Source organism: Anaerocolumna jejuensis DSM 15929 (genome assembly GCF_900142215.1).
GTDB classification, from domain to species: Bacteria; Bacillota; Clostridia; order Lachnospirales; family Lachnospiraceae; genus Anaerocolumna; species Anaerocolumna jejuensis.
In genome coordinates this window covers 12,544-33,151 of sequence record NZ_FRAC01000016.1, presented here as the reverse complement: position 1 = coordinate 33,151, position 20,608 = coordinate 12,544, and the positions used below count along the sequence as shown (strand labels likewise).

18 protein-coding genes are annotated in these 20,608 nt (G+C 40.3%); 6 read left to right on the top strand and 12 right to left on the bottom strand.

What is annotated here, in order from left to right; translation table 11 throughout:
* Positions 1-22: 22 nt before the first annotated feature.
* Positions 23-424: a Fur family transcriptional regulator gene (locus tag BUB77_RS15920; protein WP_073277692.1), complete on the top strand. Its 402-nt coding sequence runs from the start codon at positions 23-25 to the stop codon at positions 422-424.
* Between the two features lie 436 nt (positions 425-860).
* Positions 861-1,403, top strand: a complete 543-nt coding sequence (locus BUB77_RS15915; RefSeq protein ID WP_073277690.1) for an NADH peroxidase — start codon at positions 861-863, stop codon at positions 1,401-1,403.
* Between the two features lie 221 nt (positions 1,404-1,624).
* Here BUB77_RS15915 and BUB77_RS15910 read toward each other — a convergent pair whose 3' ends face one another.
* Together BUB77_RS15910 and BUB77_RS15905 are read right to left on the bottom strand one after the other, a co-directional pair.
* On the bottom strand, positions 1,625-2,878 hold the full coding sequence (locus BUB77_RS15910; RefSeq protein WP_073277688.1) for a hypothetical protein: 1,254 nt from the start codon (positions 2,876-2,878) through the stop codon (positions 1,625-1,627).
* Positions 2,862-3,164 (bottom strand): hypothetical protein, encoded by a 303-nt coding sequence (locus tag BUB77_RS15905; protein ID WP_139241206.1) that lies wholly within the window; start codon positions 3,162-3,164, stop codon positions 2,862-2,864. Before BUB77_RS15905 ends, BUB77_RS15910 begins: the two co-directional genes overlap by 17 nt.
* A gap of 490 nt (positions 3,165-3,654) precedes the next feature.
* Between BUB77_RS15905 and BUB77_RS15900 the strand changes: the two genes are divergently transcribed.
* Together BUB77_RS15900 and BUB77_RS15895 are read left to right on the top strand one after the other, a co-directional pair.
* Positions 3,655-4,050, top strand: coding sequence for a hypothetical protein (locus BUB77_RS15900; RefSeq protein ID WP_073277684.1), 396 nt, complete (start codon positions 3,655-3,657; stop codon positions 4,048-4,050).
* 351 nt (positions 4,051-4,401) lie between these two features.
* Positions 4,402-5,022 carry a hypothetical protein gene (locus BUB77_RS15895; protein ID WP_073277682.1) on the top strand — a complete coding sequence of 207 codons (621 nt, stop codon included), beginning with the start codon at positions 4,402-4,404 and terminating at the stop codon, positions 5,020-5,022.
* Between the two features lie 204 nt (positions 5,023-5,226).
* On the opposite strand, the gene BUB77_RS15890 is transcribed toward BUB77_RS15895, so the two are convergent.
* The 3 genes from BUB77_RS15890 to BUB77_RS15880 form a co-directional block, all read right to left on the bottom strand.
* Positions 5,227-5,829 carry a lysozyme gene (locus BUB77_RS15890; RefSeq protein WP_073277680.1) on the bottom strand — a complete coding sequence of 201 codons (603 nt, stop codon included), beginning with the start codon at positions 5,827-5,829 and terminating at the stop codon, positions 5,227-5,229.
* A gap of 454 nt (positions 5,830-6,283) precedes the next feature.
* A complete protein-coding gene (locus tag BUB77_RS15885; protein ID WP_073277678.1) occupies positions 6,284-7,447 on the bottom strand; it encodes a glycoside hydrolase family 130 protein in 1,164 nt (387 codons plus the stop codon).
* A gap of 33 nt (positions 7,448-7,480) precedes the next feature.
* Complete coding sequence (locus BUB77_RS15880) at positions 7,481-8,653, bottom strand: AGE family epimerase/isomerase (protein WP_207650842.1); 1,173 nt, start codon at positions 8,651-8,653, stop codon at positions 7,481-7,483.
* A 514-nt stretch (positions 8,654-9,167) separates the two neighbouring features.
* Between BUB77_RS15880 and BUB77_RS15875 the strand changes: the two genes are divergently transcribed.
* Positions 9,168-9,674, top strand: coding sequence for a putative signal transducing protein (locus tag BUB77_RS15875; RefSeq protein ID WP_073277674.1), 507 nt, complete (start codon positions 9,168-9,170; stop codon positions 9,672-9,674).
* Between the two features lie 112 nt (positions 9,675-9,786).
* Here BUB77_RS15875 and BUB77_RS15870 read toward each other — a convergent pair whose 3' ends face one another.
* The 3 genes from BUB77_RS15870 to clpB all read right to left on the bottom strand — a co-directional run bounded on the left by BUB77_RS15870 (position 9,787) and on the right by clpB (position 15,377).
* Complete coding sequence (locus tag BUB77_RS15870) at positions 9,787-11,379, bottom strand: DEAD/DEAH box helicase (RefSeq protein ID WP_073277673.1); 1,593 nt, start codon at positions 11,377-11,379, stop codon at positions 9,787-9,789.
* A gap of 319 nt (positions 11,380-11,698) precedes the next feature.
* A complete protein-coding gene (locus BUB77_RS15865) occupies positions 11,699-12,679 on the bottom strand; it encodes a DHH family phosphoesterase (protein ID WP_073277671.1) in 981 nt (326 codons plus the stop codon).
* A gap of 106 nt (positions 12,680-12,785) precedes the next feature.
* Positions 12,786-15,377, bottom strand: a complete 2,592-nt coding sequence (gene clpB, locus BUB77_RS15860) for an ATP-dependent chaperone ClpB (RefSeq protein WP_073277669.1) — start codon at positions 15,375-15,377, stop codon at positions 12,786-12,788.
* Positions 15,378-16,131: 754 nt separating this feature from the next.
* Here clpB and BUB77_RS15855 point away from each other — a divergent pair.
* Positions 16,132-16,710: a methyltransferase family protein gene (locus BUB77_RS15855; protein WP_073277667.1), complete on the top strand. Its 579-nt coding sequence runs from the start codon at positions 16,132-16,134 to the stop codon at positions 16,708-16,710.
* 152 nt (positions 16,711-16,862) lie between these two features.
* Here BUB77_RS15855 and BUB77_RS15850 read toward each other — a convergent pair whose 3' ends face one another.
* The 4 genes from BUB77_RS15850 to BUB77_RS15835 form a co-directional block, all read right to left on the bottom strand.
* A complete protein-coding gene (locus BUB77_RS15850; RefSeq protein ID WP_073277665.1) occupies positions 16,863-17,765 on the bottom strand; it encodes a sensor histidine kinase in 903 nt (300 codons plus the stop codon).
* Positions 17,766-17,806: 41 nt separating this feature from the next.
* Positions 17,807-18,604, bottom strand: a complete 798-nt coding sequence (locus BUB77_RS15845) for an ABC transporter permease (RefSeq protein ID WP_073277663.1) — start codon at positions 18,602-18,604, stop codon at positions 17,807-17,809.
* On the bottom strand, positions 18,597-19,523 hold the full coding sequence (locus tag BUB77_RS15840) for an ABC transporter ATP-binding protein (protein WP_073277661.1): 927 nt from the start codon (positions 19,521-19,523) through the stop codon (positions 18,597-18,599). Before BUB77_RS15840 ends, BUB77_RS15845 begins: the two co-directional genes overlap by 8 nt.
* A gap of 94 nt (positions 19,524-19,617) precedes the next feature.
* Positions 19,618-20,304, bottom strand: a complete 687-nt coding sequence (locus tag BUB77_RS15835) for a response regulator transcription factor (RefSeq protein ID WP_073277659.1) — start codon at positions 20,302-20,304, stop codon at positions 19,618-19,620.
* Between the last annotated feature and the right edge of the window lie 304 nt (positions 20,305-20,608).

The following is a 20,608-nucleotide window of genomic DNA, read 5'->3' as shown; positions in this document are numbered from 1 at the left end:
TTATTGTTATTGGAGGTGAGCTATGACAACGACAAAGTTTAGCCGGCAAAGAGAATCCATTAAGGATTATCTTGCTACTACAAAGGAACATCCAACTGCAGATATGGTATATGACTATATCAGAAAAATTTATCCCAATATCAGTCTTGGAACCGTTTATCGCAATTTAAACTTCCTGGTTGATCAGGGATCCATTATTAAGATATCCTATGGTAACGGCAGTGACCGCTTTGACGGAAATGTCTTACCTCATTATCACTTTGTTTGCAGAGAATGTTCGGCTGTTGAAGATATATCCCTGCCGGACGAAGCATCCGAGCAATTTATGGATACTGCCAAAGCTAATTTTAACGGCAGCATTGAAAGCAGCACAACCTACTTTTATGGCATTTGCAGCAAATGCCTGGAAAAAGACAAGAAATAATTACCCAGCACCCTTACCTCCGGTATCATATTCCTGATACCGGAGCTTTTTTATGTATAAATTATCTAAACATCTATTTCAAATTAATCATAGCTTTCCTCTATAAATTAATCTCAGCCTTTCTCTAGATATTAATCTCAGCCTTTCTCTAGATATTAATCTCAGCCTTTCTCTAGATATTAATCTCAGCCTTTCTCTAGGTATACTTGGGGTATAAAAATGCAACGAAGTGACTATCATGGAGCTGAGTGTATTTTTATACCCCAAGTATACTTTTAACAAGCTAGACAATTGACACTTGAATCAATATTTTTATTACATAAATTCAAACTGTCATAACATAATTTTTAATTTCACTATTGACAAACAATAATCAATAGTGTATTATAATATCAATAACAATTACTAATATTAAATATCAAAGGAGATTATTGAAATGAAGAAATTTGTCTGTCAGGTATGTGGTTATGTTCATGAAGGAGATTCTGCACCGGAGCAATGTCCCGTTTGTAAGGCACCCGCTTCCAAGTTCGCTGAACAAAGCGATGATTTCACCTGGGCTTCCGAACATGTAGTAGGTGTTGCACAAGGTGTCAGTGAAGATATTTTAAAGGATTTAAGAGATAACTTCAACGGAGAATGCTGTGAAGTAGGCATGTACTTAGCAATGGCAAGAGTAGCACATAGAGAAGGATATCCTGAGGTTGGTCTATATTATGAAAAGGCTGCTTTCGAAGAAGCAGAGCATGCTGCTAAATTCGCAGAGCTTTTAGGCGAAGTGCTGACTTCCAGTACCAAGAAGAATCTTGAGCTCAGAGTTGCTGCTGAAAATGGTGCTACCGCTGGCAAGACAGACCTTGCAAAACGTGCAAAGGCTGCTAACTTAGATGCAATCCATGACACCGTGCATGAAATGGCAAGAGATGAAGCAAGACACGGAAAAGCCTTTATGGGATTACTGGACAGATACTTTAAATAAGCATTTACAAGGATTACAGCTATATAGATAACTTAAAGACACCTGAAAAGGTGTCTTTATTTGCTATAGCGGTTGTATATAATATTGGGCATAGAAACTTACGTTTTATTTTATGAACATCAGTACACAGTATTTATACACAGCGTATGATTGAAAACGACTAAATAAAAACTTTTAAGCAGAGGTGGGTTACCTTTCTGGGGTGTGCACGGACATAAGTGCTATTTGGTGGTAAACTTTTCGATAACTTCTACGATCTTATCAATACAATCCCCACACTCACGGATTTTCGCAATGATTTTGGCGCGTTTTTCCTTGTTCTGCAAAACCTCCAGCGTGACATTGAACCCGCCGCCGAGTGCTTCTAAATCATTGCCATTGTCATTATTCCATATCTGTCCCGTTCGAGTATATAATTTTTTAACCTCATCAATAAATATAAAGTCGGAATTAAGCTCCTTTGCCTTGTCTAAAAATCCGTAACAGCAACTCCCATTAGTAGCGAGAACGCACACATAATTGGTGTAGTAAGCCCAAGTATCAAATTCTTCGACTGTCATTCCATCGAACTTGCCATTTTCAATATCTCTTGCCCATAATCTAAATGCCTCCGCACCAAAACAATACGTGTCTGTTTTGACACTTAGGTGCTGTGGTATTTCGCATATTGCCTCGCAGTAAAGCTGCGCAAGCGAGCGGCTTTCCCTTTTCTCACCTACAAAAATCCACCCGCTGAGTGCTTCTCCCTGTATCGCTTTTTCCAGCGCCAGCCGTTCCGGCTGGTTACTGTTGCCCGTGATGTAGAGCAAAACCTTACCGTAATCCTCATATCCGACAAACACTCCCTCCGGGTTTCCCCATTTAATAACAGGGATTTCCTTGTCGATATAGGCTATCAGCGTTTGTAAATACATCTCGGTATTCTTTCGTATGTCCGGATTGGAAACATAGGTAGCGGCGTATCCGCAACGAGCATAGATGTCCTCAATGAATCTAGTGGGATTTTCCTCCATCATGTAGCTCGATAAGGCATCGTCCGAAGATTTAGTATAGGTGTAGTGCTGTGTGAATATATCGCCAGTCAACCCCGCAAAAAACCAGTAGTCATAGTCCGATTCGCCGAGGCATTCCATCACATATTTAGCGCAGCCGTTAAGCCAGTAGTTTTCGCCAAATTCATCGGTAACAAGTCGATGTATGACAGGGATGATGTTGTTGCTTTGTTTTGTGATCATAAGCAGTTCCTCTTTCTTTATTATATTTTTCGGCGAATCAGCAAGCTGTGAAACCCAAAAATCGGTTGATGAAAACTGACGGCCTGCACCAACTGATTTAGCGTTGTTACCCATGTTGATACCAAAGCCCATATTACCGAGGTCGCCTGTATGATACCCGATATCTTCACCATGGTAAACAACAATACCACTTCCACCCTTATCAGACTGACGAAATTCTATATCAACACGGAAAGTCAAGTCGTTTCTTCACCGGTACAAGCATAGCGACAATCTCCCGTCTTTCATCCGGTGAAATAAGTTTTTCCAACATAGCGGGGTGGCGCAACTCTCCCGCATGAGTGTAATCAATCTCATAAAACTTGTTAACGTTAAAACTTTTTATAAGAGAGCGTAACCGTTCGCCTAAATCCTCATCAAGATAAAGATTTATCACCGCAAATAATCCCCCTGCAAAGGCAAAATCATCATAATCGCTTTCATTATAGAAATCGTCCAAAACACGTTGAATGATAACATCACCCACAATTCGTATTTGATAAATCCATTGTACCACTTGACTTAACGTCAAAGTCAACTATGAAAATAGAATATTATTCGTACATAGTCTCATCCAGTTGAAAAAACGAATAAGCATAACACTGTACGAACAACATTTTATGGTGGGGGTAGAAAATAAATATACCCATCCTTATAACGCAGACTAGTACATAAAGGGTATGACAGCTGTGTAAAACACTGTGTATTTGTAAAATACAGCCTTGAAATCCTTATAAATAGCCATAGGCTCGTGACGAAGCTAGACATGGAAAAGCATTCAAAGGATTATTAGACAAATACTTTAAATAAGAATTTACAAGGCTTACAAGTATATACTGGTTATGTTAAGACACCCTCAAGGGTGTCTTTTTTATGCCTGTAACCCTTGTAATTATCCTATTTATACCTTTCCTGCTTGTCAATAGCAATTTTTTTGTCGAAACATATACTATTATAGGTACTTGCCTGAATTGAAAATGAAAAGAAAGATTATATTGAGTCTATGTGAAGATATTTTATCAACTGGTGTGTTACGAAGGCACTCGAGTACGCGATTTCTTACTGTTGAAGCGATGAATGTTGATCCTGATGATTCCCGAACAGTATCTGTTCAAATGTTTGACTGGTCATCAGGTTCACCCGTTTTATTACCGATGGCTGATCCTACAACTCAGACAATACCACCTAATCAATACAGAACATTTAGATCATTTGAGCTTCCTGCTACGACATTTGCTTATGAAGTTAGAATAACCCATCCTAAAGATAAAGATGTTGTTACAAATGTTTTTGGACTTAGTGCTATTCAATTTGACCCACAGGAAGGAAACAATGTCTTACAACATGACTTAGTTAGATTGACATTGATCTAATCCATTCGTGTGCAGAATAACTATTTAGAGGAAAGCGCTTGGTTGTTATGACCAGGCGCTGTTCTCTTATTTGTATGTCAACGATAAATTCAAGGATAATTTGCGAAAAATAGATGGATTTACTCACCCGGATTGCGGATTTAAGGAAATATCCCCTTGAGAATCGCTGGGTGGCTGATTTTGCTTGGGCGAGAGAGTTATTGGGAGGGAGTTGTTTACAGTATTACATTAGAAAACATGTAAAAAGAAAATAGACAAACTAGCTAATATAGAAAATAATACCATTAATAGAAATTGATAAATCATGTTAATTATAGTATAATTGTGTAAAAATCAACCGGAGGCAATATAATGCTAAAAAAATTTATTCTTTTAAGTTTCATTTTGATTTGTTGTATTACGGCTATAAGTTGTGGAAAAAAGGTCACTTCTGATACAATTAGTAATATTAAAAATCAAGATGCAAATAGTAGTACACCACCTGCAGACAAAGAAGATGATAATATTACTCCAACCAACATACCCGAACCATTTGTTGGAAGTAAGGATTTGGATAGTAAAACTGAAAAATTTTTTTATGGACCTTGGAAGGTTGAAAAACTTTTGGGATTTGCTAATTCATATAATGATGCTTCTGAATATCCAACAGGGCAAAAAATTATTGGAGATGAGATTAAAATAAATGAAGACTTCTTTTCGTCAAAAGGATTAGAAAACTATACTAATTATCAATATGAACTAGAAAATCCAATTTATGATATTGAATTTATATCCTATGACGAGGATTCTTTTTATAGAGAATTTAAAACAGAATTCCCTGACTTAAATCCTAATGATGAAGTTAAATATATAGGAGTAGCAGACTCTTCCACCGAGCTTTCTATACCTTTAAGTTTTTTGATTGTTAATAACAGCCGACTTATCTTGGTGATAGAAGCAACCTTTTTTGAGCTTGAAAGAGTCTCTGATTAAATGAATTAAGCATCAAAGTGATCTTTGGTGTATCTGACTTCTCATATCCAATAATCCAGAATTGATAGATGCCTATCTGCCTTAGTCAAAGGCATTGCTAGAAATGCAGGGTGAAAGTAAATAAAAAAGAACTCCGAGGTTAGCGTGCTAATTGTACCATACCGGAATTCTTTTTATATATGACATACTTTAAACACTTACAAATTACAATGAATATACTGGGTATTTGTGGGTGTATTGCTGGCCGCTACAAAATAAAGTTGCTTCTTTGTTTCTCCTCTCTTTTAAACTTTCGTCATATGAGAATGCTTTGCTGACTAATTTTGAACACTTATCACTTTCAGTTTTTGAAAGCTTGTCTGCGTAAGTTGGGTATATCTTTGGTTCTTTAAGCATAGTTACCACATCATTAGATTTTAGCACTACAATACCACAATTAAATCTCATCGAAACCAGCGCATCAAATTGAGACTGTGAGAATTTAGCACCTGATGGAAGCTTTAACGCATTTACATCGTCTACAGCATCTGAAGTATCACTAGAGAATAAGTCATCTGCTTTAGTTTGTGAAATTGGTGAGGTATAATCTAACTTTAAAAATTTTGATAAATCATCAGCTTCTTTTTTAGTTAGAATAGAATCATTTGGATCACCTGTCGTATTTGCGGTATATTTTTTCTTTTTTGTTATCAAATGTCCCCATCCAACTGTTGGATACCCATTGGGATCTGCATAAAATTTCAAGCAAAATCCCTCAGAATCCTTGATTATTTTTGCACCAGCGGTGCCTAAAGATAAATCTGGCATAATTAATCTCCTCGCATAATTGATTTTTTGCCATTAAATTTTACCCAAGGGATAAACAGACTTAACAACTCCCTAATTGTTATACTGTTTTGAGTAATTATTTAATGATTTTTTCACATACCCACCCAGCCACCATTTTTAAAAAAATTGAATTTTTAATTTCGCTTTGAATGCATTCGTTATATAAAGAGTAAAATAAGTTACAAATGTAAACGTGAGAGATAAACATTTTTTAACCTATTTTGCCTGTCGATACGTTTTACAATACATTCAGGGCAGAACGATGTGCCGCTACACCCATGTAACCGATGGGATACGGGATAATATGTTATCAGCATTAAATAAAGTAAAAGCCTCCCCTACTCCCAATTTGTATAAATTCATCCAAAAGAACCGCCCCAAGGCTTTCGCATAAAGGGGCGGTTCTTTTGATTCGGCACTATTAAAGCCAGTATTATTTTAAATACTCCAGATTTTTTGTGATAAGCTCACACCTTTGTTTTACACAATCCACCGAACGTAAGGGGTCGACCGGTGTATGAAAGGTATAATCTATGAGTTTATCAATTGATGTGGAAGCAACATGGAGCCTTGTATCAGAAGAAGCATAATAAATATACACCTCTCCATTGTCTCTTGCGATAGCACCATTTGTAAATGCTACGTTAGAAACATCTCCTACTCTTTCTTCTCCAAGGGGCGCGATAAAGAAGCCGGAGGGCTCGGCTATCACCTTGGCAGGGTCTATTAAATCTGTTGCAAATACATAGATTACATAGCGAAGGCCTGCCGCAGTATTTCGAACACCGTGAGCTATGTGTATCCAGCCCTTTTCCGTCCTGATAGGAACAGCACCTGCTCCATTCTTAGCCTCTGTAATCGTATGGTATTTTCTTTCGCTTGTAATAATTTCCTCATTGATCACTGCGTGAGTGATATCATCACAGTATCCAAAGCCGATACCGCCGCCGGAGCCTGTATTAATAAAGTCATCCATGGGCCTGGTATAAAAGGCATATTTTCCATTGATGAATTCGGGATGCAGTACTACATTTCTCTGCTGGGGAGAATTTAAGGTCTTTAGATTGTCAAGTCTTTCCCAGTTCTTTAAATCCTTGGTACGCACAATTCCTGCCTCTGCCTTTGCTGCGGATAAATCAGAGCTGGCAGTGTCCTTGCTCTCCGAGCAAAATACACCATAGATATAGCCGTCTTCATGCTTGGTAAGTCTCATATCATAAACGTTGGTCTCTTCCTTGCAGGTATCGGGAAGCAAGACAGGATAATCCCAGAACTTGAATCCGTCTACCGGGCTGTCGCTTTCTGCCACGCCAAAGAAGGATTTTCTGTCATTTCCTTCGATACGTGCCACCAGGTAGTACTTGCCGTTTAATTCAATGGCTCCGGAATTGAATACGGCATTTACTCCCAGCCGTTCCATAAAATAGGGGTTGCTTTCTTCATTCAGATCATATTTCCAGAATACCGGTATATGTTCGTTGGTTAAAACCGGATTGATATAACGGTCATATATTCCATTATAGATGGGGCTTACTTCATTCTTTTTGCTGATCAGCTTATTATACTTTTCCAATTGTACATAATAATTCGGATGCATTTCAGGACCCTGCCTTTCTCAAACTAATTCTTTTTACCAGTCTACATTTCTCTTTATTACTTCAAAGCACATTCTTCCGTTATGATAAGGGCATTTCCAGGGGCCCACAATTTCTCTCCGGCTTACCGGCTCACCCTTTTTATTCAGGTCATAAAACCATTCGGAACCCCTTCGTTTATCAATCATAAATTCCTTAATAAAATTCCATATTTTCGCTGCCGCATCAAGATATTCCTTTTTGGAAGGATCTTTCTGATAACCGTTAATATAGCCTAAGACCGACTCTGCTTCAACCCACCAGATCTTTGTGGTATCGACCTCACCTTTAAAACATTCATTATTTAAGGATGTACCGTCAAAGCCCTCTTCTAAAATATGCTCTCTTAAGGCATCGGTAACTTTCCGAAGCTTAGCCGTATAAGCTTCATCCCCCAGAACTTCACAGCCCCGGTCAATAAGCCAGGAGGCTTCAATATCATGTCCGTAAGAATTCAGATCCGATAAACTCTTCATATTTTCATCAAAGAAGACCTCCAGGATTCGGCGGTCAGGATTAAACAAGACCTCCGCAAACTGGTCCAGCATCCATTTCAGGCAGCTGCCCACTTTTTCCTGGCCGTCCACACGGTACAGTTCCGTATAGGCTTCAAACACATGGAGCAGTGTATTCATGGTCTTACTTGCCATAAGGCCGTTTTCGGACAATTTTTCATTATCAACAGGTTCAAAAGAACGATCAAAGGCTTCCAGGTAACCTACGGAATCCTTGCATTTCGCTTCAACTAATTCAAAGAGGCCATAGGCCAGTTTTAAAGCCTCCGGATTCTTTGTCGCACCATAATAGGAAGATAAAGCATAAATTGCAAATGCCTGATTGTAGGTATGTTTTGTGGAATCTTCCGGTTTTCCGTCATAAGACATGGACCAGTATACCCCGCCGTATTCCTTATCCAAACAGAAATCTCTTAAGAATTGGTATGCATGGTTTGCATGGTCTAAACATTCTTCGTCCCCCAAAGTTGTGTATGCATTGGTAAAGAACCATAAAATTCTGCTGTTTAAAATCACACCCTTTGTTGCTTCCTTGTGCAAATTCAGGTCAAAATCATAAAATCCGTAATAACCACCGTATTGATTATCTCTTAAACTTTCCCAGAAGGGAATTATATTATGAACCAGATTATCTTTAACTTCTTTGATAAACACGATAAATACCATCCTTCCTTTGAATTTTTTCACTTAATTATATCATATTTTATACCTAAAACAAGCCGGTATTTTACTTTTTATGCACATTTTATGTTTCTTTTATAGCGCATTAATAGTGCATTTTATTTGAATGCTTGCGCATTTCCCGACTTATTACAAAAATCCATACTTTAGTATGCCACTCCATTCTGCTTTTATTATTTTCTTTTATTGTCCCTCGAAGAGTCGTTGTTCTAAAATAATAAAATATTTTTCTAAAAGGAATATTAGGGGTACACAAAATCTATACTTAATGTTAAGATTTAAATAGCTGGGAATAAATAGGCGGAAACAAAGTAATCAGTAATAAAATAGTCAGTAATAGAATAGTCAATAATAAAATAGGTAGTAACAAATTAGTTAGCAGCAAAATGGTTAGTATAAATAGGTAGCATAAATAGTTAGTAACTAATCAGAAAGAAATAAATTAAATGTGAACGTAAATTTTCAGATCAGGGAGGTACAACTTATTATGTATTGTCCAAATTGTAAAAAGGAATATGAATCCGGTATAACGGTGTGCCCGGATTGTAAAAAAGAATTGACGGCTCAGCTGCCTGAAGATGACGAGGTGTATTCTGCTGCCTCAGATCCTGTAAAGGTCACATCTGCTGCCAACGACATTGATGCCGGACTTATTATGAATTTGCTTATAAATAATAATATTCCCTGCTTTAAAAAGGATATTGGAGCAGGCGGATACATGAATGTATATATGGGTTATTCCGTTTATGGGGAAGACATATATGTTGATAGAAAAGACTATGAAGCAGCCCTGGATTTAATCGGCAGCCTTGAGCCAGATAAAGAGTCTGTTGAAAATGAGAGCATAGATAAAGAAGCTATAGAAACTGAAGAAGACCAGGCCGAATATAAACTTCCGTTCTATAAGAATCCCCGGGTAGTTGCAAGAATCATCGTAGTTATTATCGGACTTGGCATGATATTTTCCGGAATTATCGGCCTCCTGGACAAATAATTAACAGTAAAAGGGCTGCAGCACCATATAAACCATATACATAAAGTACTATGTTTTATATCCGATGCTGCAGCCCTTGTATCTTAACCCGCCGCAAGGCAGCGACGGCTTGTTATTTCCTGTTTGCCGGCTCTATATTAATACTCTTACCTTTTATTTTCGCATCCTTCATTACCTGGATTACATCGCCTGCATATTCTCTTGGCACCTCAACGAAGGTATACTTATCGTACATATCAATGGAACCGATTAATTTACCCGGCATTCCGGTCTCTCCGGCAATAGCGCCTAAGATATCTCCCGGTCTTGTATTCTGCTTCTTTCCGATATTGATAAAGAGCCTTACCATTCCGGCTTCCGCTCCTGTATCGCCATAATCTTCATAGGAAGCCTTCTCTTCAATCTGCTCGTTTTCGTCTCCCATGGAAAGCTTCAGAAAAGCTGCCGCAATATCAAGAGCCGTACAATCCTCTGCATTGACTCTTTGCTCGATGATTTCTATCATTTTGGATAAATCATCTTCTGCAATGATCTTCTGGACGCGGTCCAGGATTTTTTCTGCTTTTACTGCTGTAACGTCATTAATGGAAGGAATGGGCTGTGCCAGTATCTTTGTCTTGCAATATCTCTGGATATCCTTTAATTTATAGACTTCCTTGCCAACTACAAGGGTAAAGGCCCTTCCGGTTCTTCCTGCTCTTCCGGTCCTTCCGATACGGTGTACATAATATTCATCATCCTGAGGCACATCATAATTAAATACTGCCTCCACATCATCCACGTCAATTCCTCTGGCGGCCACATCCGTTGCTACCAGAATCTCTGTCTTTCCGTTCCGGAAGCTGTGCATTACACGGTCACGCTGCTGCTGCTTCAAGTCGCCGTGAAGGCCTTCCGCAAAATATCCTCTTCCCTGGAGAACGGATACCAGCTCATCCACCTGCTTCTTGGTATTGCAAAATACCAGTGAAAGCTTGGGATCATACATATCAAGCAGTCTGCAAAGCACCTCGTCCTTGTTCTTGGGCTTTACTTCATAGTAATACTGCTCAATTTTCGGAACCGTAAGTTCCTTCTTAACCACCTTTATAATCTGGGCATCCTTCTGATAGGTCTTTGCAATGTCCATAATAGGCTTCGGCATGGTTGCTGAGAATAATACTGTCTGCCTTTCCTCCGGAACATCCTTCAGGATTGTTTCAATATCTTCACGAAAGCCCATGTTAAGCATTTCATCTGCTTCATCCAGCACTATCAGCTTTACTTCATCAAACTTAACGGTTTTTCTTCTCATATGGTCCATTACACGGCCCGGAGTACCGATAACAATCTGTGTACCGGCCTTTAAGGAACGGATCTGTTTCGAAATGTCCTGTCCTCCGTATATGGGAAGTACCTTAATTCCATGCATAAAGGTAGCAAGCTTTCTGATTTCCTCCGCTATCTGAATGGCAAGCTCCCTGGTAGGGCTTAAAACCACCGCTTGTAAATGCTTGTCTTTTGGATCGATCTTCTCTAACAACGGAATCCCAAAGGCTGCTGTCTTACCGGTTCCTGTCTGGGCCTGGCCTACAATATCCTTTCCCTCCAGCATGACCGGTATGGCATTGGCCTGGATGGGAGAGGCTTCTTCAAAGCCCATCTCTAAAATGGCCTTTAATATCGCATCGCTGATTCCTAATTCTTCAAATTTAACTGTCTGCATAAATATATTACCCTTTCTAATCTTGAATTCTTTCAGTCCTTATCCTGCTGCGGCTGTGTATTTTCTCCTAAAATCTGTTTATAAGTAGTATTAGTATTCCGCTAATTACCAGTCTTAGTCCCCATATAGTTTCAAAACCGCTATAAGCATCTGCAAAAGATATTCATTAATAAAAGGAGCTTAAACCCATAAAAAAAGCTCTTGGTCTTTTAGGACAGAGAGCTCTAATATCACATATTAGCTATATTCCGTAATTATTCCCTTGCTCCAGATGCTTAATCCAGATAAATGTACCGTAGGTATTATAGCACGCAAATGCTTATACGTCAATCAATTTTTTGTGGACATACTGAATCAGCCGCTGTTCCACCAGGGAAGACATATCCGCAATTTCAGCCTCTCCCTGAAGCTCCGGTATAAAGCCGGCTGCCATTACTGCATGCCCGCCGCCGTCACCAACACCTCGCAGGGCAGCCTTAATTGCCTTGCCTGCATCCACTAAGGGTGTTCCGCTGCGGATGGAGAATTTAAGCCCTCCAACCCGGTAGCCATAAACAAGGGTTATATCCAGTTCGGAAAGAGTCTGCAAAAAATCGGAAATACTGCCAAGGATAGCCTCGGAGTAATCGTCCCCTATCCTGACGATTCCAAGCCTGCCATAGATTTTTAAATTGCTGATAGCTTCCTTATAGGCATTTAAGTCCTCTTTCCTTAAGGAGCTGCCCTCCAGCTCATTCAGCTTCTCCGATTCTATTTTATCAAAAAGATAGTGAAAGATTTCAATATCCAATTCGGAAACATTTCTTGTTAAATTAGCCGTATCCATTTTAATTCCATAGGCAAGGGCTGTGGCAACTGCTTCTTCCGGTTCAATCCCATTTTCCAGAAAATAATCCCCTATGATAGCACAGCAGGAACCGACATCGCTGCGGATATCAGCAAAGCGGTATTTCTCTGTCTGCTGTCTGGGATGGTGGTCAATGCAGGCAATTATCCTTCCCGGAAATTTCTTTACATTGATATTCCCCTCCTGAGAGTCCACAAGAAGGATTTCATCCTCTTCCGTCATCGGAAGCCCCTCCCCTATACAGACAGGAATGGGAATCAGCTCTACCATCTTCTGGGTATTTAATTTATCTATCTGACCGCTGTAGCAGATAGTAGAGTCAACACCCTTTTCCTTTAAAAGGGCTGCCAGGCCAAAGGCTGAACCCAGGGCATCCTGATCCGGATAATTATGAGTCTGTATATATACATGTGTCCTTTTCACAGCAGATAGTAATTTCTCTAAATTTGTCACCTTTTTCCCCCTAATCGCCGGTACTGCTTTACTGCCTGCTGTCTCTGGCGATATACCTATGGGTATTATATACTATCTATTTTGGAAATGCACGAAAAACCATTATTTACATATTCCGCTTTACACTGCCTGTTAAGGCATCATTTCTGACATCAATCAGAATGGTATCCTCGGTGTCTACTTCATCACTTAGAATTAATCTGGCACTTAAGGTCTCCACATTCTTTTGCAGATACCTTTTAAGAGGCCTTGCTCCGTATACCGGGTCATAGGCTTCCTTTACTACAAAATCCTTGGCTGCCTCCGTAAGCTCAATGGTAATTTCCCTGTCTGAGAGCCTCTTATTAAGTTCCATTATGAGGAGGTCAATAATGCCTCTGATATCCTTTGGCGTTAAGGGCTTGAACAGAATAATCTCATCCAGCCTGTTAAGAAATTCCGGTCTGAAATGATTTCTCAGGTCATTCATGACCAGGTCCTTGCAGCCCTCCATAATGTTGCCGGCTTCATCAATACCGTCCAGAAGGTAGGTCGAGCCGATATTGGAGGTCATAATAAGAATTGTGTTCTTAAAGTCCACCGTTCTGCCCTGGGAATCCGTAATACGTCCGTCATCCAGTACCTGCAGCAGGACATTAAAGACATCGGGATGGGCTTTTTCAATCTCATCAAACAGAACTACCGAATAGGGCTTTCTTCTGACTGCCTCCGTGAGCTGTCCGCCTTCCTCGTATCCCACATATCCCGGAGGCGCTCCGATAAGTCTGGAGACAGAGTATTTCTCCATATATTCACTCATATCAATACGCACCATATTCTGCTCATTGTCAAAAAGGGCTGCTGCCAAAGCCTTGGCAAGCTCCGTCTTACCGACACCGGTAGGTCCCAGAAAAAGGAAAGAACCGATTGGCTTTGTAGGGTCCTTGATTCCTGCCTTGGAACGAAGGATGGCATCGGATACCAGCTGAACTCCTTCATCCTGTCCCATTACCCTCTTATGAAGCTCCGCATCCAGATGGAGAGTTTTTGCCCTCTCGCTTTCCGTTAACTTGGCAACGGGAATACCGGTCCAGCGGGAAACTATCTTTGCGATTTCTTCCTCGCTAACATTCTCATGAACCAGGGTATGCTCTTCCTTTCTTACCTTTTCTTCCTCCTCCGCCAATTGCTTTGTAATCTGGGGAAGCCTGCCGTATTTTAGTTCTGCAGCTTTATTCAGGTCATATTTTCTTTCTGCGATTTCTATTTCATTGTTAAGGCTTTCTAATTCCTCTCTTAATTTCTGTACCCTCTCAACAGCAGTCTTTTCATTGTCCCATCTGGACTTTCCGGCAGCAAAGAGCTCCTTGGTCTCCGCCAGCTCCTTGCTTAAATTCTCAAGCCTTTCCTGGCTCAAACGGTCTGTCTCCTTCTTCAGGGCAGCTTCTTCAATCTCAAGCTGCATGATATGCCTGCTGATATCGTCCAGTTCTGTGGGCATGGAATCCAGCTCTGTCTTAATCAAAGCACAGGCTTCATCCACCAGATCAATTGCCTTATCCGGCAGAAAACGGTCGGATATATAGCGGTTGGACAGGACTGCTGCGGAAACCAGGGCACTGTCTGTGATCTTCACTCCATGGAATACCTCATAGCGGTCCTTCAGACCTCTTAGAATGGAAATGGTATCCTCCACAGTCGGCTCATCCACCATTACCGGCTGGAAACGTCTCTCAAGAGCCGCATCCTTTTCAATATACATACGGTATTCGTTTAGGGTGGTGGCTCCAATACAGTGAAGCTCCCCTCTGGCAAGCATGGGCTTTAACATATTGCCGGCATCCATGGAGCCTTCCGTCTTTCCAGCTCCTACTATGGTATGAAGCTCGTCAATAAAGAGGATGATTTCACCATCACTGTTTTTGATTTCTTCCAGTACTGCCTTTAACCTCTCTTCAAATTCGCCGCGGTACTTTGCCCCGGCAACCAGCGCTCCCATATCAAGGGCAAATACCTTTTTGTTTTTCAAAGCCTCCGGCACATCGCCTCTGACAATTCTCTGGGCAAGCCCTTCGACTACAGCAGTTTTACCGACACCCGGCTCCCCGATAAGCACCGGATTGTTCTTGGTCTTACGGGAGAGGATACGGATAAGGTTACGGATTTCCCCATCCCTTCCGATAACGGGGTCAAGCTTTTGTTCCTTGGCTCTTTCCACCAAATCGGAGCCGTACTTTTCCAGGGTATCATAAGTCCCTTCCGGGTTGTCGGAGGTAACCTTCTGATTCCCTCTTACGGATTGAAGGGCTTTAAGAAAGTCTTCCTTCGTAATCCCGAAGGTTTTAAATAATTCTTTTAATGTCTTGTTGGGCTGCTTTAAGAGGCTTAAGAAAAGATGCTCTACGGAGACATAATCATCCCCCATTTTCTTTGCTTCATCCTCTGCATAAATTAAAACCTTATTCAAATCATTGCTGATATAAATCTGTCCGCCGGATACCTTGGGCCTCTTATTCAGCAGGCCTTCTACCTGTGCGGTAAACACTTCCCCTACTATCTCCATCTTCTTAAGAAGCTTCAATATAAGGCTGTCCTCTATGGTAAGAAGGCTGTAGAGCAGGTGTTCTTCATCAATTTCCTGATGACCGAAATCCATGGCAAGCTTTTCGCAGTTCTGCACCACTTGAACGGAGTTCTGAGTAAATTTGCTGATATTCATACAATAACCCCCTTTAAAGTTATTTTTTTTGAATTTTAGTTTGTTCTATAACTACTATAACATTTATAATTAGCAAATGCAAGTATTTTAAAAAATTTTATCTATGCCGTTATTATATCTAATTCAATAACCAGATGCTATGTTTTTCCATTGGTTCAATGATATTTTCTGTTCTATACTAATATAAATTTGTTACAGGTGTAAGAAGCTAATCTCAGATTTCTTCCACTTATATTTAGGGTATAAAAATGCAAAACATTTTTCTAAACATAACATTTTGAATCCGAATTAACTTATGAGTTACCGTTCATCCTTGCACATTTATTCACAGTAATTTTAAGTTAAAGTACAGATGGTTTCTGGTTCCGTTCAGGCATTTTCTATTGAGGGGTTCCATATGACACTTAAATGGCAGCCGTTATGACTAGGTTAAATTACACCAGTGTCTGAGCTCACAGTGTTAATATACCCAGTAAATGTGAAGCGAGTTTGGTGCAATTTAACCTTCCAGGAATAACGGCTGGCATTTTAGTGGAATCGGAACAGGAGCTAGCAGCTCCGAACAAGAAAATGCCTGAACGGAACCAAAAACCATCGTCCGTTTCCCAAAACTTAAATGCAAGGAAGTCCGTACTGTAACAATTTTAAATTAACAAACTACAATTTCACTTGACATTGTTAGAAAATAATGAATATAATATTCTTAGTTGAACAGTTACTCAATTATTCAACCAATCATAAAGGGAGGTTTACTATGATACAACTAATTGGGATTATAGAGGTCATCTTATTTTACACCGCTTATTTTTATAAACTCCTGAATCAAAAAAGAAAAGGCATTAAAACCAATCAATTAGGTAAAGGCAATAAATCCAAGAAAGCTGTTATAGTTGAAAGCTTATTAAAAATATCCACTGTTCTTATTGCTGCCATTATGTTTATCAGCGCAATATTAAATGTTTCCATGTTTACAGGCCAGCCAATAAGGTTAACCGGTTTAGTGCTGTCCGGTCTGGGCACCTGTCTTTTTATCATTGCCATGGCCACTATGAGGGATAGCTGGAGAGCCGGGATACCGGACAAAGACAAAACGGAGATGGTTACTTCGGGTATTTATAAAGTAAGCAGAAATCCTGCTTTTTTAGGATTTGACCTGACATATATAGGTGCATGCTTGACTTTTGGAAATATGGTTATGCTTATAGCCGCTGTTTTTACAATCCTAATGATGCACCTTCAAATACTGGAAGAAGAAAAATATTTAGAGAGTACTTTTGTAGGCAGCTATGCCGCCTATAAAAAAAGGGTCGGAAGGTATTTTATTTTTCTGTAGGCCGTTCAAGGTTTTGCATAAGGAAACAACCAGTTTAGATTTAAGACATCAAAATCTAAGAGTGTAATTTATCAATATCATATAAATGAATTACTAGAACAGGTAAGAATTAATGGAATCGCTAGGTGAATTATCATAAAGAACAGGTGTCATTATCCCTCATCCCGAAATAAGGGAAGCATTACCCTGATTTCAAGCCTGACCTCTTCCAATGCGGCAGCGGCACCGCCCCCCATCTGCTCTGCAAGGATTTTCACAATGGCCAGTCCCAGGCCGGACTGGCTTACTCTTGCTTTATCACCGGTATAAAATCGTTCAAACATCCTGCCAGGGTCAAGGTCCGAATCTTTTTCCATATAATTGCAAAAGGACATGACAGCCTGTTCATTTTCCTCTAAAAGCTGAACTTCAACCCTATCTCTGGCATGCTGCCTGCAGTTGCGAATCAGATTCTGAATAATCCGAAGGAGGCTTTCCTTATCGCCTAAAACAAAAATAGCCTTTGGTTCTATAAAATCCAATATCAAATGCTGCTCCTCAAAGGATGGAACTGCTTCCGCCAGGCATTCTGTCATGAGGTTGGTCAGATTTATTTTTTCCAGCTTAAGTTCATCTTCCGCCGAAATAAGGCAGGAATACTCAAAAAAGTGGGAAATCAGCTGCTCCAGCTCCCTTGTGTATTTTACGGCAACATCTAATTTCATCTGCTGTTCACAGGACAGCTCCCCATTATCAAGCATTTGCAGATAACCTTTTATAGCAGTAAGGGGTGTTCTAAGGTCATGGGATATATTTGCAATTAATTCCTTGAACTTTTTTTCGTCCCTGATGCAGGTAAGGCGGAGGTTTTCCTCCGCCTTTAAGCAGTTATTGATATTAATTACCAGTTGATTCAGCTGGCGGTTGATGAATTCCACGCTGACCGGCTGCCTTGTATGCTTATTGAGCCGCTTGTCAAGCTGCCGGTTGATATTCTTAAATTGCCGCTTCAGAAGATAGATATATAGAATCAGCAGAACAATAATGGCAGTAAGCACTATAACTGGTATATTCATCTCTTTCGCCTCCTCCTTCCTTTCCCCTTTTCAAACTGCTTCTACTTTATTTCTGCTTTGCGAAATACTCCCGCTGTAATTCCAAGTACCAAAAGGATAAAGACCAGGCTGACAGCAAGGGATTTCCCCACATCTCCCATTCCGGTTTTTAAATTCATAAACAGATATTCTCCTCCAAAGGGTGTAAGGGCATATATCTTATCAAAGATTTCATGATTTCTGGCAAGTCCCAGTAACTGTGCGCTCATTATAGAGATTCCGTAGTATAATCCCACAACAAGCACCGGCTTCTTCAATAGAAGTGCTAAGGGTATACAGACACTTAACTGTGACGCAAGTACCATAATCAGAGCTATCATAACCAGAATAAGCTTCGGCAGGTCCGCTCCCTTCAGAACAGCACCGGATTCCTTTGCAAGCAGATAGAAAAAGCCCAGGGAATCCTTTCCGGGATTGTAATTTCCTCCAAGGCTTAAGGCGATGCCTGTGGCCGCCCCATAAGGAAGCAGCAGAACCACTATTCCGCAGAAAAATGCCACTGCCTTGCTGATAACAATCTTTCCTCTGCTGCAGCCGCAGGCAATTGCTTCATGGATTGTTTTGTTTTCAAAGTCACTGCAGATAAAAATACCTGCTATTACCCCGCCAAGAATACTTATAACATTAACATCCGAGAAAAGAAAGGCAATTCCTCCAAACTCGGCACTCAGCCTGCCATTTGCTATGGCATTTCCCATTACTGCCATAAGCAGGGAGGTCAAAACCGTTATGGCAAATAAGATTTTAATGGAACCTGATTTCAACATCTTATAGATATCCGCATAGATCATATTAAGCATTTCCCTCACCTCCGATTACTGACAGGAAGTAATTCTCCAGAGTATCTCCCTGAACCGTAAAGCTTGTCATTATGATTCCACTGTCCATTAACGCTTTTGCTACGGTTTCCTTCTCATCCAGGCAGTCATATAATTTCACTGTTTTATCGGGCATAACCTTATATTTATCCGTATGCAGCTGCATCTCTATGACATTTACCACTTTTTCAGGCTCCATACTTCCTATCAGGATATGGTGCTTGCAGTTTTCCTCTAATTCCTTTTGAGTTATGGCTCTCTTAATACTCCCATGGTGGATAATAATATAGTCCGTTGCTGTCTGATAAAGCTCCGGCAGATTATGGCTGGAGATAAGAATCGTCATATGCCGTTCCTCACAGAGCCTCTTGATCAATTCTCTTATCTCGATTACGCCTAATGGGTCAAGGCCATTAATGGGCTCATCCAGAATCAGTAAATCCGGATTCCCGATTAAAGCAATGGCAATACCCAGGCGCTGTTTCATTCCCAGGGAAAAATTTCTGGCAGCCTTCCTTCCCGTATCCTTTAAACCCACAAGTGCCAGCAGTTCCCCTACCAGGGCTTTACCCGGTATGCCGCGCAGGGTCTTATAATAGGTGAGATTCTCACCGGCGCTCATATAGGGGATAATACTGGGGTATTCAATCATGGAGCCTATGCGTTTTCTTTCCTCCGGCAAGTCTTTCCCCCTTTGCCCGAACAGCTCTATGCTTCCTTCTTCCGGAAAGGTCAACCCGGTAATGGCACGCATCAGCGTTGTTTTTCCGGCACCGTTCTGACCGATTAAACCGTATATCCTGCCAGGTTCCAGGTCTATGGATACCTTTTGCAATACCCTGCAGCCATGATAGCTTTTTGAGAGGCTGTTTGTTCTTAAAATATATTCTTTTCCTTTCATGTCCTCACTCATCCTTTCATGACTTCAGTATATCCGGCAAAGGTTTAGAAAAGGTTAAGAAACGGAGGCTTATGAATAAGAAAGTGATAAGAAACTATTTTACACTTTTATTCAAACGGTATCCAAGCCCCCAGACAGTTTCGATATATTCTTCCTTCGTATTCCCATTCTTTATTTTATTTCTTAAATTACTGATATGGGTTTTTACGGTATTGTCATCTCCAAGATACTCTTCTCCCCAGATGGTTTCATACAATTTGGCCTTGGTAAATATCCTGTCCTGGTTCCTTAAAAACAGCTCCATTATAAGATATTCCTTGGCTGTAAGCTCTACCTCCCCTTCCTTTACAAAGAAGCGTTTTGCATTGCAATCCAGGGTAAGCTCTTTAAAGCTGTATGTCTGCACCTTTTCCTTCTGCTTCTGGATTCTTCTGAGAAGAGTCTCAACTCTTGCGGCTACTTCTCCCAAATCAAAGGGCTTTGTTATATAGTCGTCCGCTCCAAGCTTCAGCATTTCAATCTTTGTATGGACCATATCCTTTGCAGAGATAATAATGACCGGAATATCCGAAAATACACGAACCTCCTTCAGGACTACATCTCCGCTCTTATAGGGAAGCATGATATCTAACAGCATCAGGTCAAATTCTTCCGATTTGGCTTTATTGACTCCTTCTATTCCTGTATAAGCCGGACAAACCTCATAGCCGGCTTCCGATAAGGTCTCAGAAAGCATAAAGTTCACGTCCTTATTATCCTCTATAATTAATATTCTGCTCATAGCATGGCTCCCTGTGCTTTAGACTTGCACTCACTGATTATTCCATCCAGCTCTGCTGTTTTCATATATTCATTATTATAACACTTTCATATACCGAAACAAATACAAAATGCCGCCATCCCACTTGTAAAATATTTAAGTATCATTAATCTTAAAAGCCTTACACCAAAATCGCTATTAAAAAACCTTCTATGTTTACGCTCTGCCACAAAGGCCGAAAGTGAAACATAGAAGGCATGAAGCCGTTTGTTCCCGGCCGGTCATATCGGTACAGATATCATTCTAATAAATATCATCCTGTTGC

Bases quoted from the DNA above. Each gene is read 5' to 3' on its own strand.
- BUB77_RS15920 (WP_073277692.1), top strand. From the start codon at position 23: ATGACAACGACAAAGTTTAGCCGGCAAAGAGAATCCATTAAGGATTAT.
- BUB77_RS15915 (WP_073277690.1), top strand. From the start codon at position 861: ATGAAGAAATTTGTCTGTCAGGTATGTGGTTATGTTCATGAAGGAGAT.
- BUB77_RS15900 (WP_073277684.1), top strand. From the start codon at position 3,655: ATGAAAAGAAAGATTATATTGAGTCTATGTGAAGATATTTTATCAACT.
- BUB77_RS15895 (WP_073277682.1), top strand. From the start codon at position 4,402: ATGCTAAAAAAATTTATTCTTTTAAGTTTCATTTTGATTTGTTGTATT.
- BUB77_RS15890 (WP_073277680.1), bottom strand. From the start codon at position 5,829: ATGCCAGATTTATCTTTAGGCACCGCTGGTGCAAAAATAATCAAGGAT.
- BUB77_RS15885 (WP_073277678.1), bottom strand. From the start codon at position 7,447: ATGCATCCGAATTATTATGTACAATTGGAAAAGTATAATAAGCTGATC.
- BUB77_RS15875 (WP_073277674.1), top strand. From the start codon at position 9,168: ATGTATTGTCCAAATTGTAAAAAGGAATATGAATCCGGTATAACGGTG.
- BUB77_RS15870 (WP_073277673.1), bottom strand. From the start codon at position 11,379: ATGCAGACAGTTAAATTTGAAGAATTAGGAATCAGCGATGCGATATTA.
- clpB (WP_073277669.1), bottom strand. From the start codon at position 15,377: ATGAATATCAGCAAATTTACTCAGAACTCCGTTCAAGTGGTGCAGAAC.
- BUB77_RS15855 (WP_073277667.1), top strand. From the start codon at position 16,132: ATGATACAACTAATTGGGATTATAGAGGTCATCTTATTTTACACCGCT.
- BUB77_RS15850 (WP_073277665.1), bottom strand. From the start codon at position 17,765: ATGAATATACCAGTTATAGTGCTTACTGCCATTATTGTTCTGCTGATT.
- BUB77_RS15845 (WP_073277663.1), bottom strand. From the start codon at position 18,604: ATGCTTAATATGATCTATGCGGATATCTATAAGATGTTGAAATCAGGT.
- BUB77_RS15840 (WP_073277661.1), bottom strand. From the start codon at position 19,523: ATGAAAGGAAAAGAATATATTTTAAGAACAAACAGCCTCTCAAAAAGC.
- BUB77_RS15835 (WP_073277659.1), bottom strand. From the start codon at position 20,304: ATGAGCAGAATATTAATTATAGAGGATAATAAGGACGTGAACTTTATG.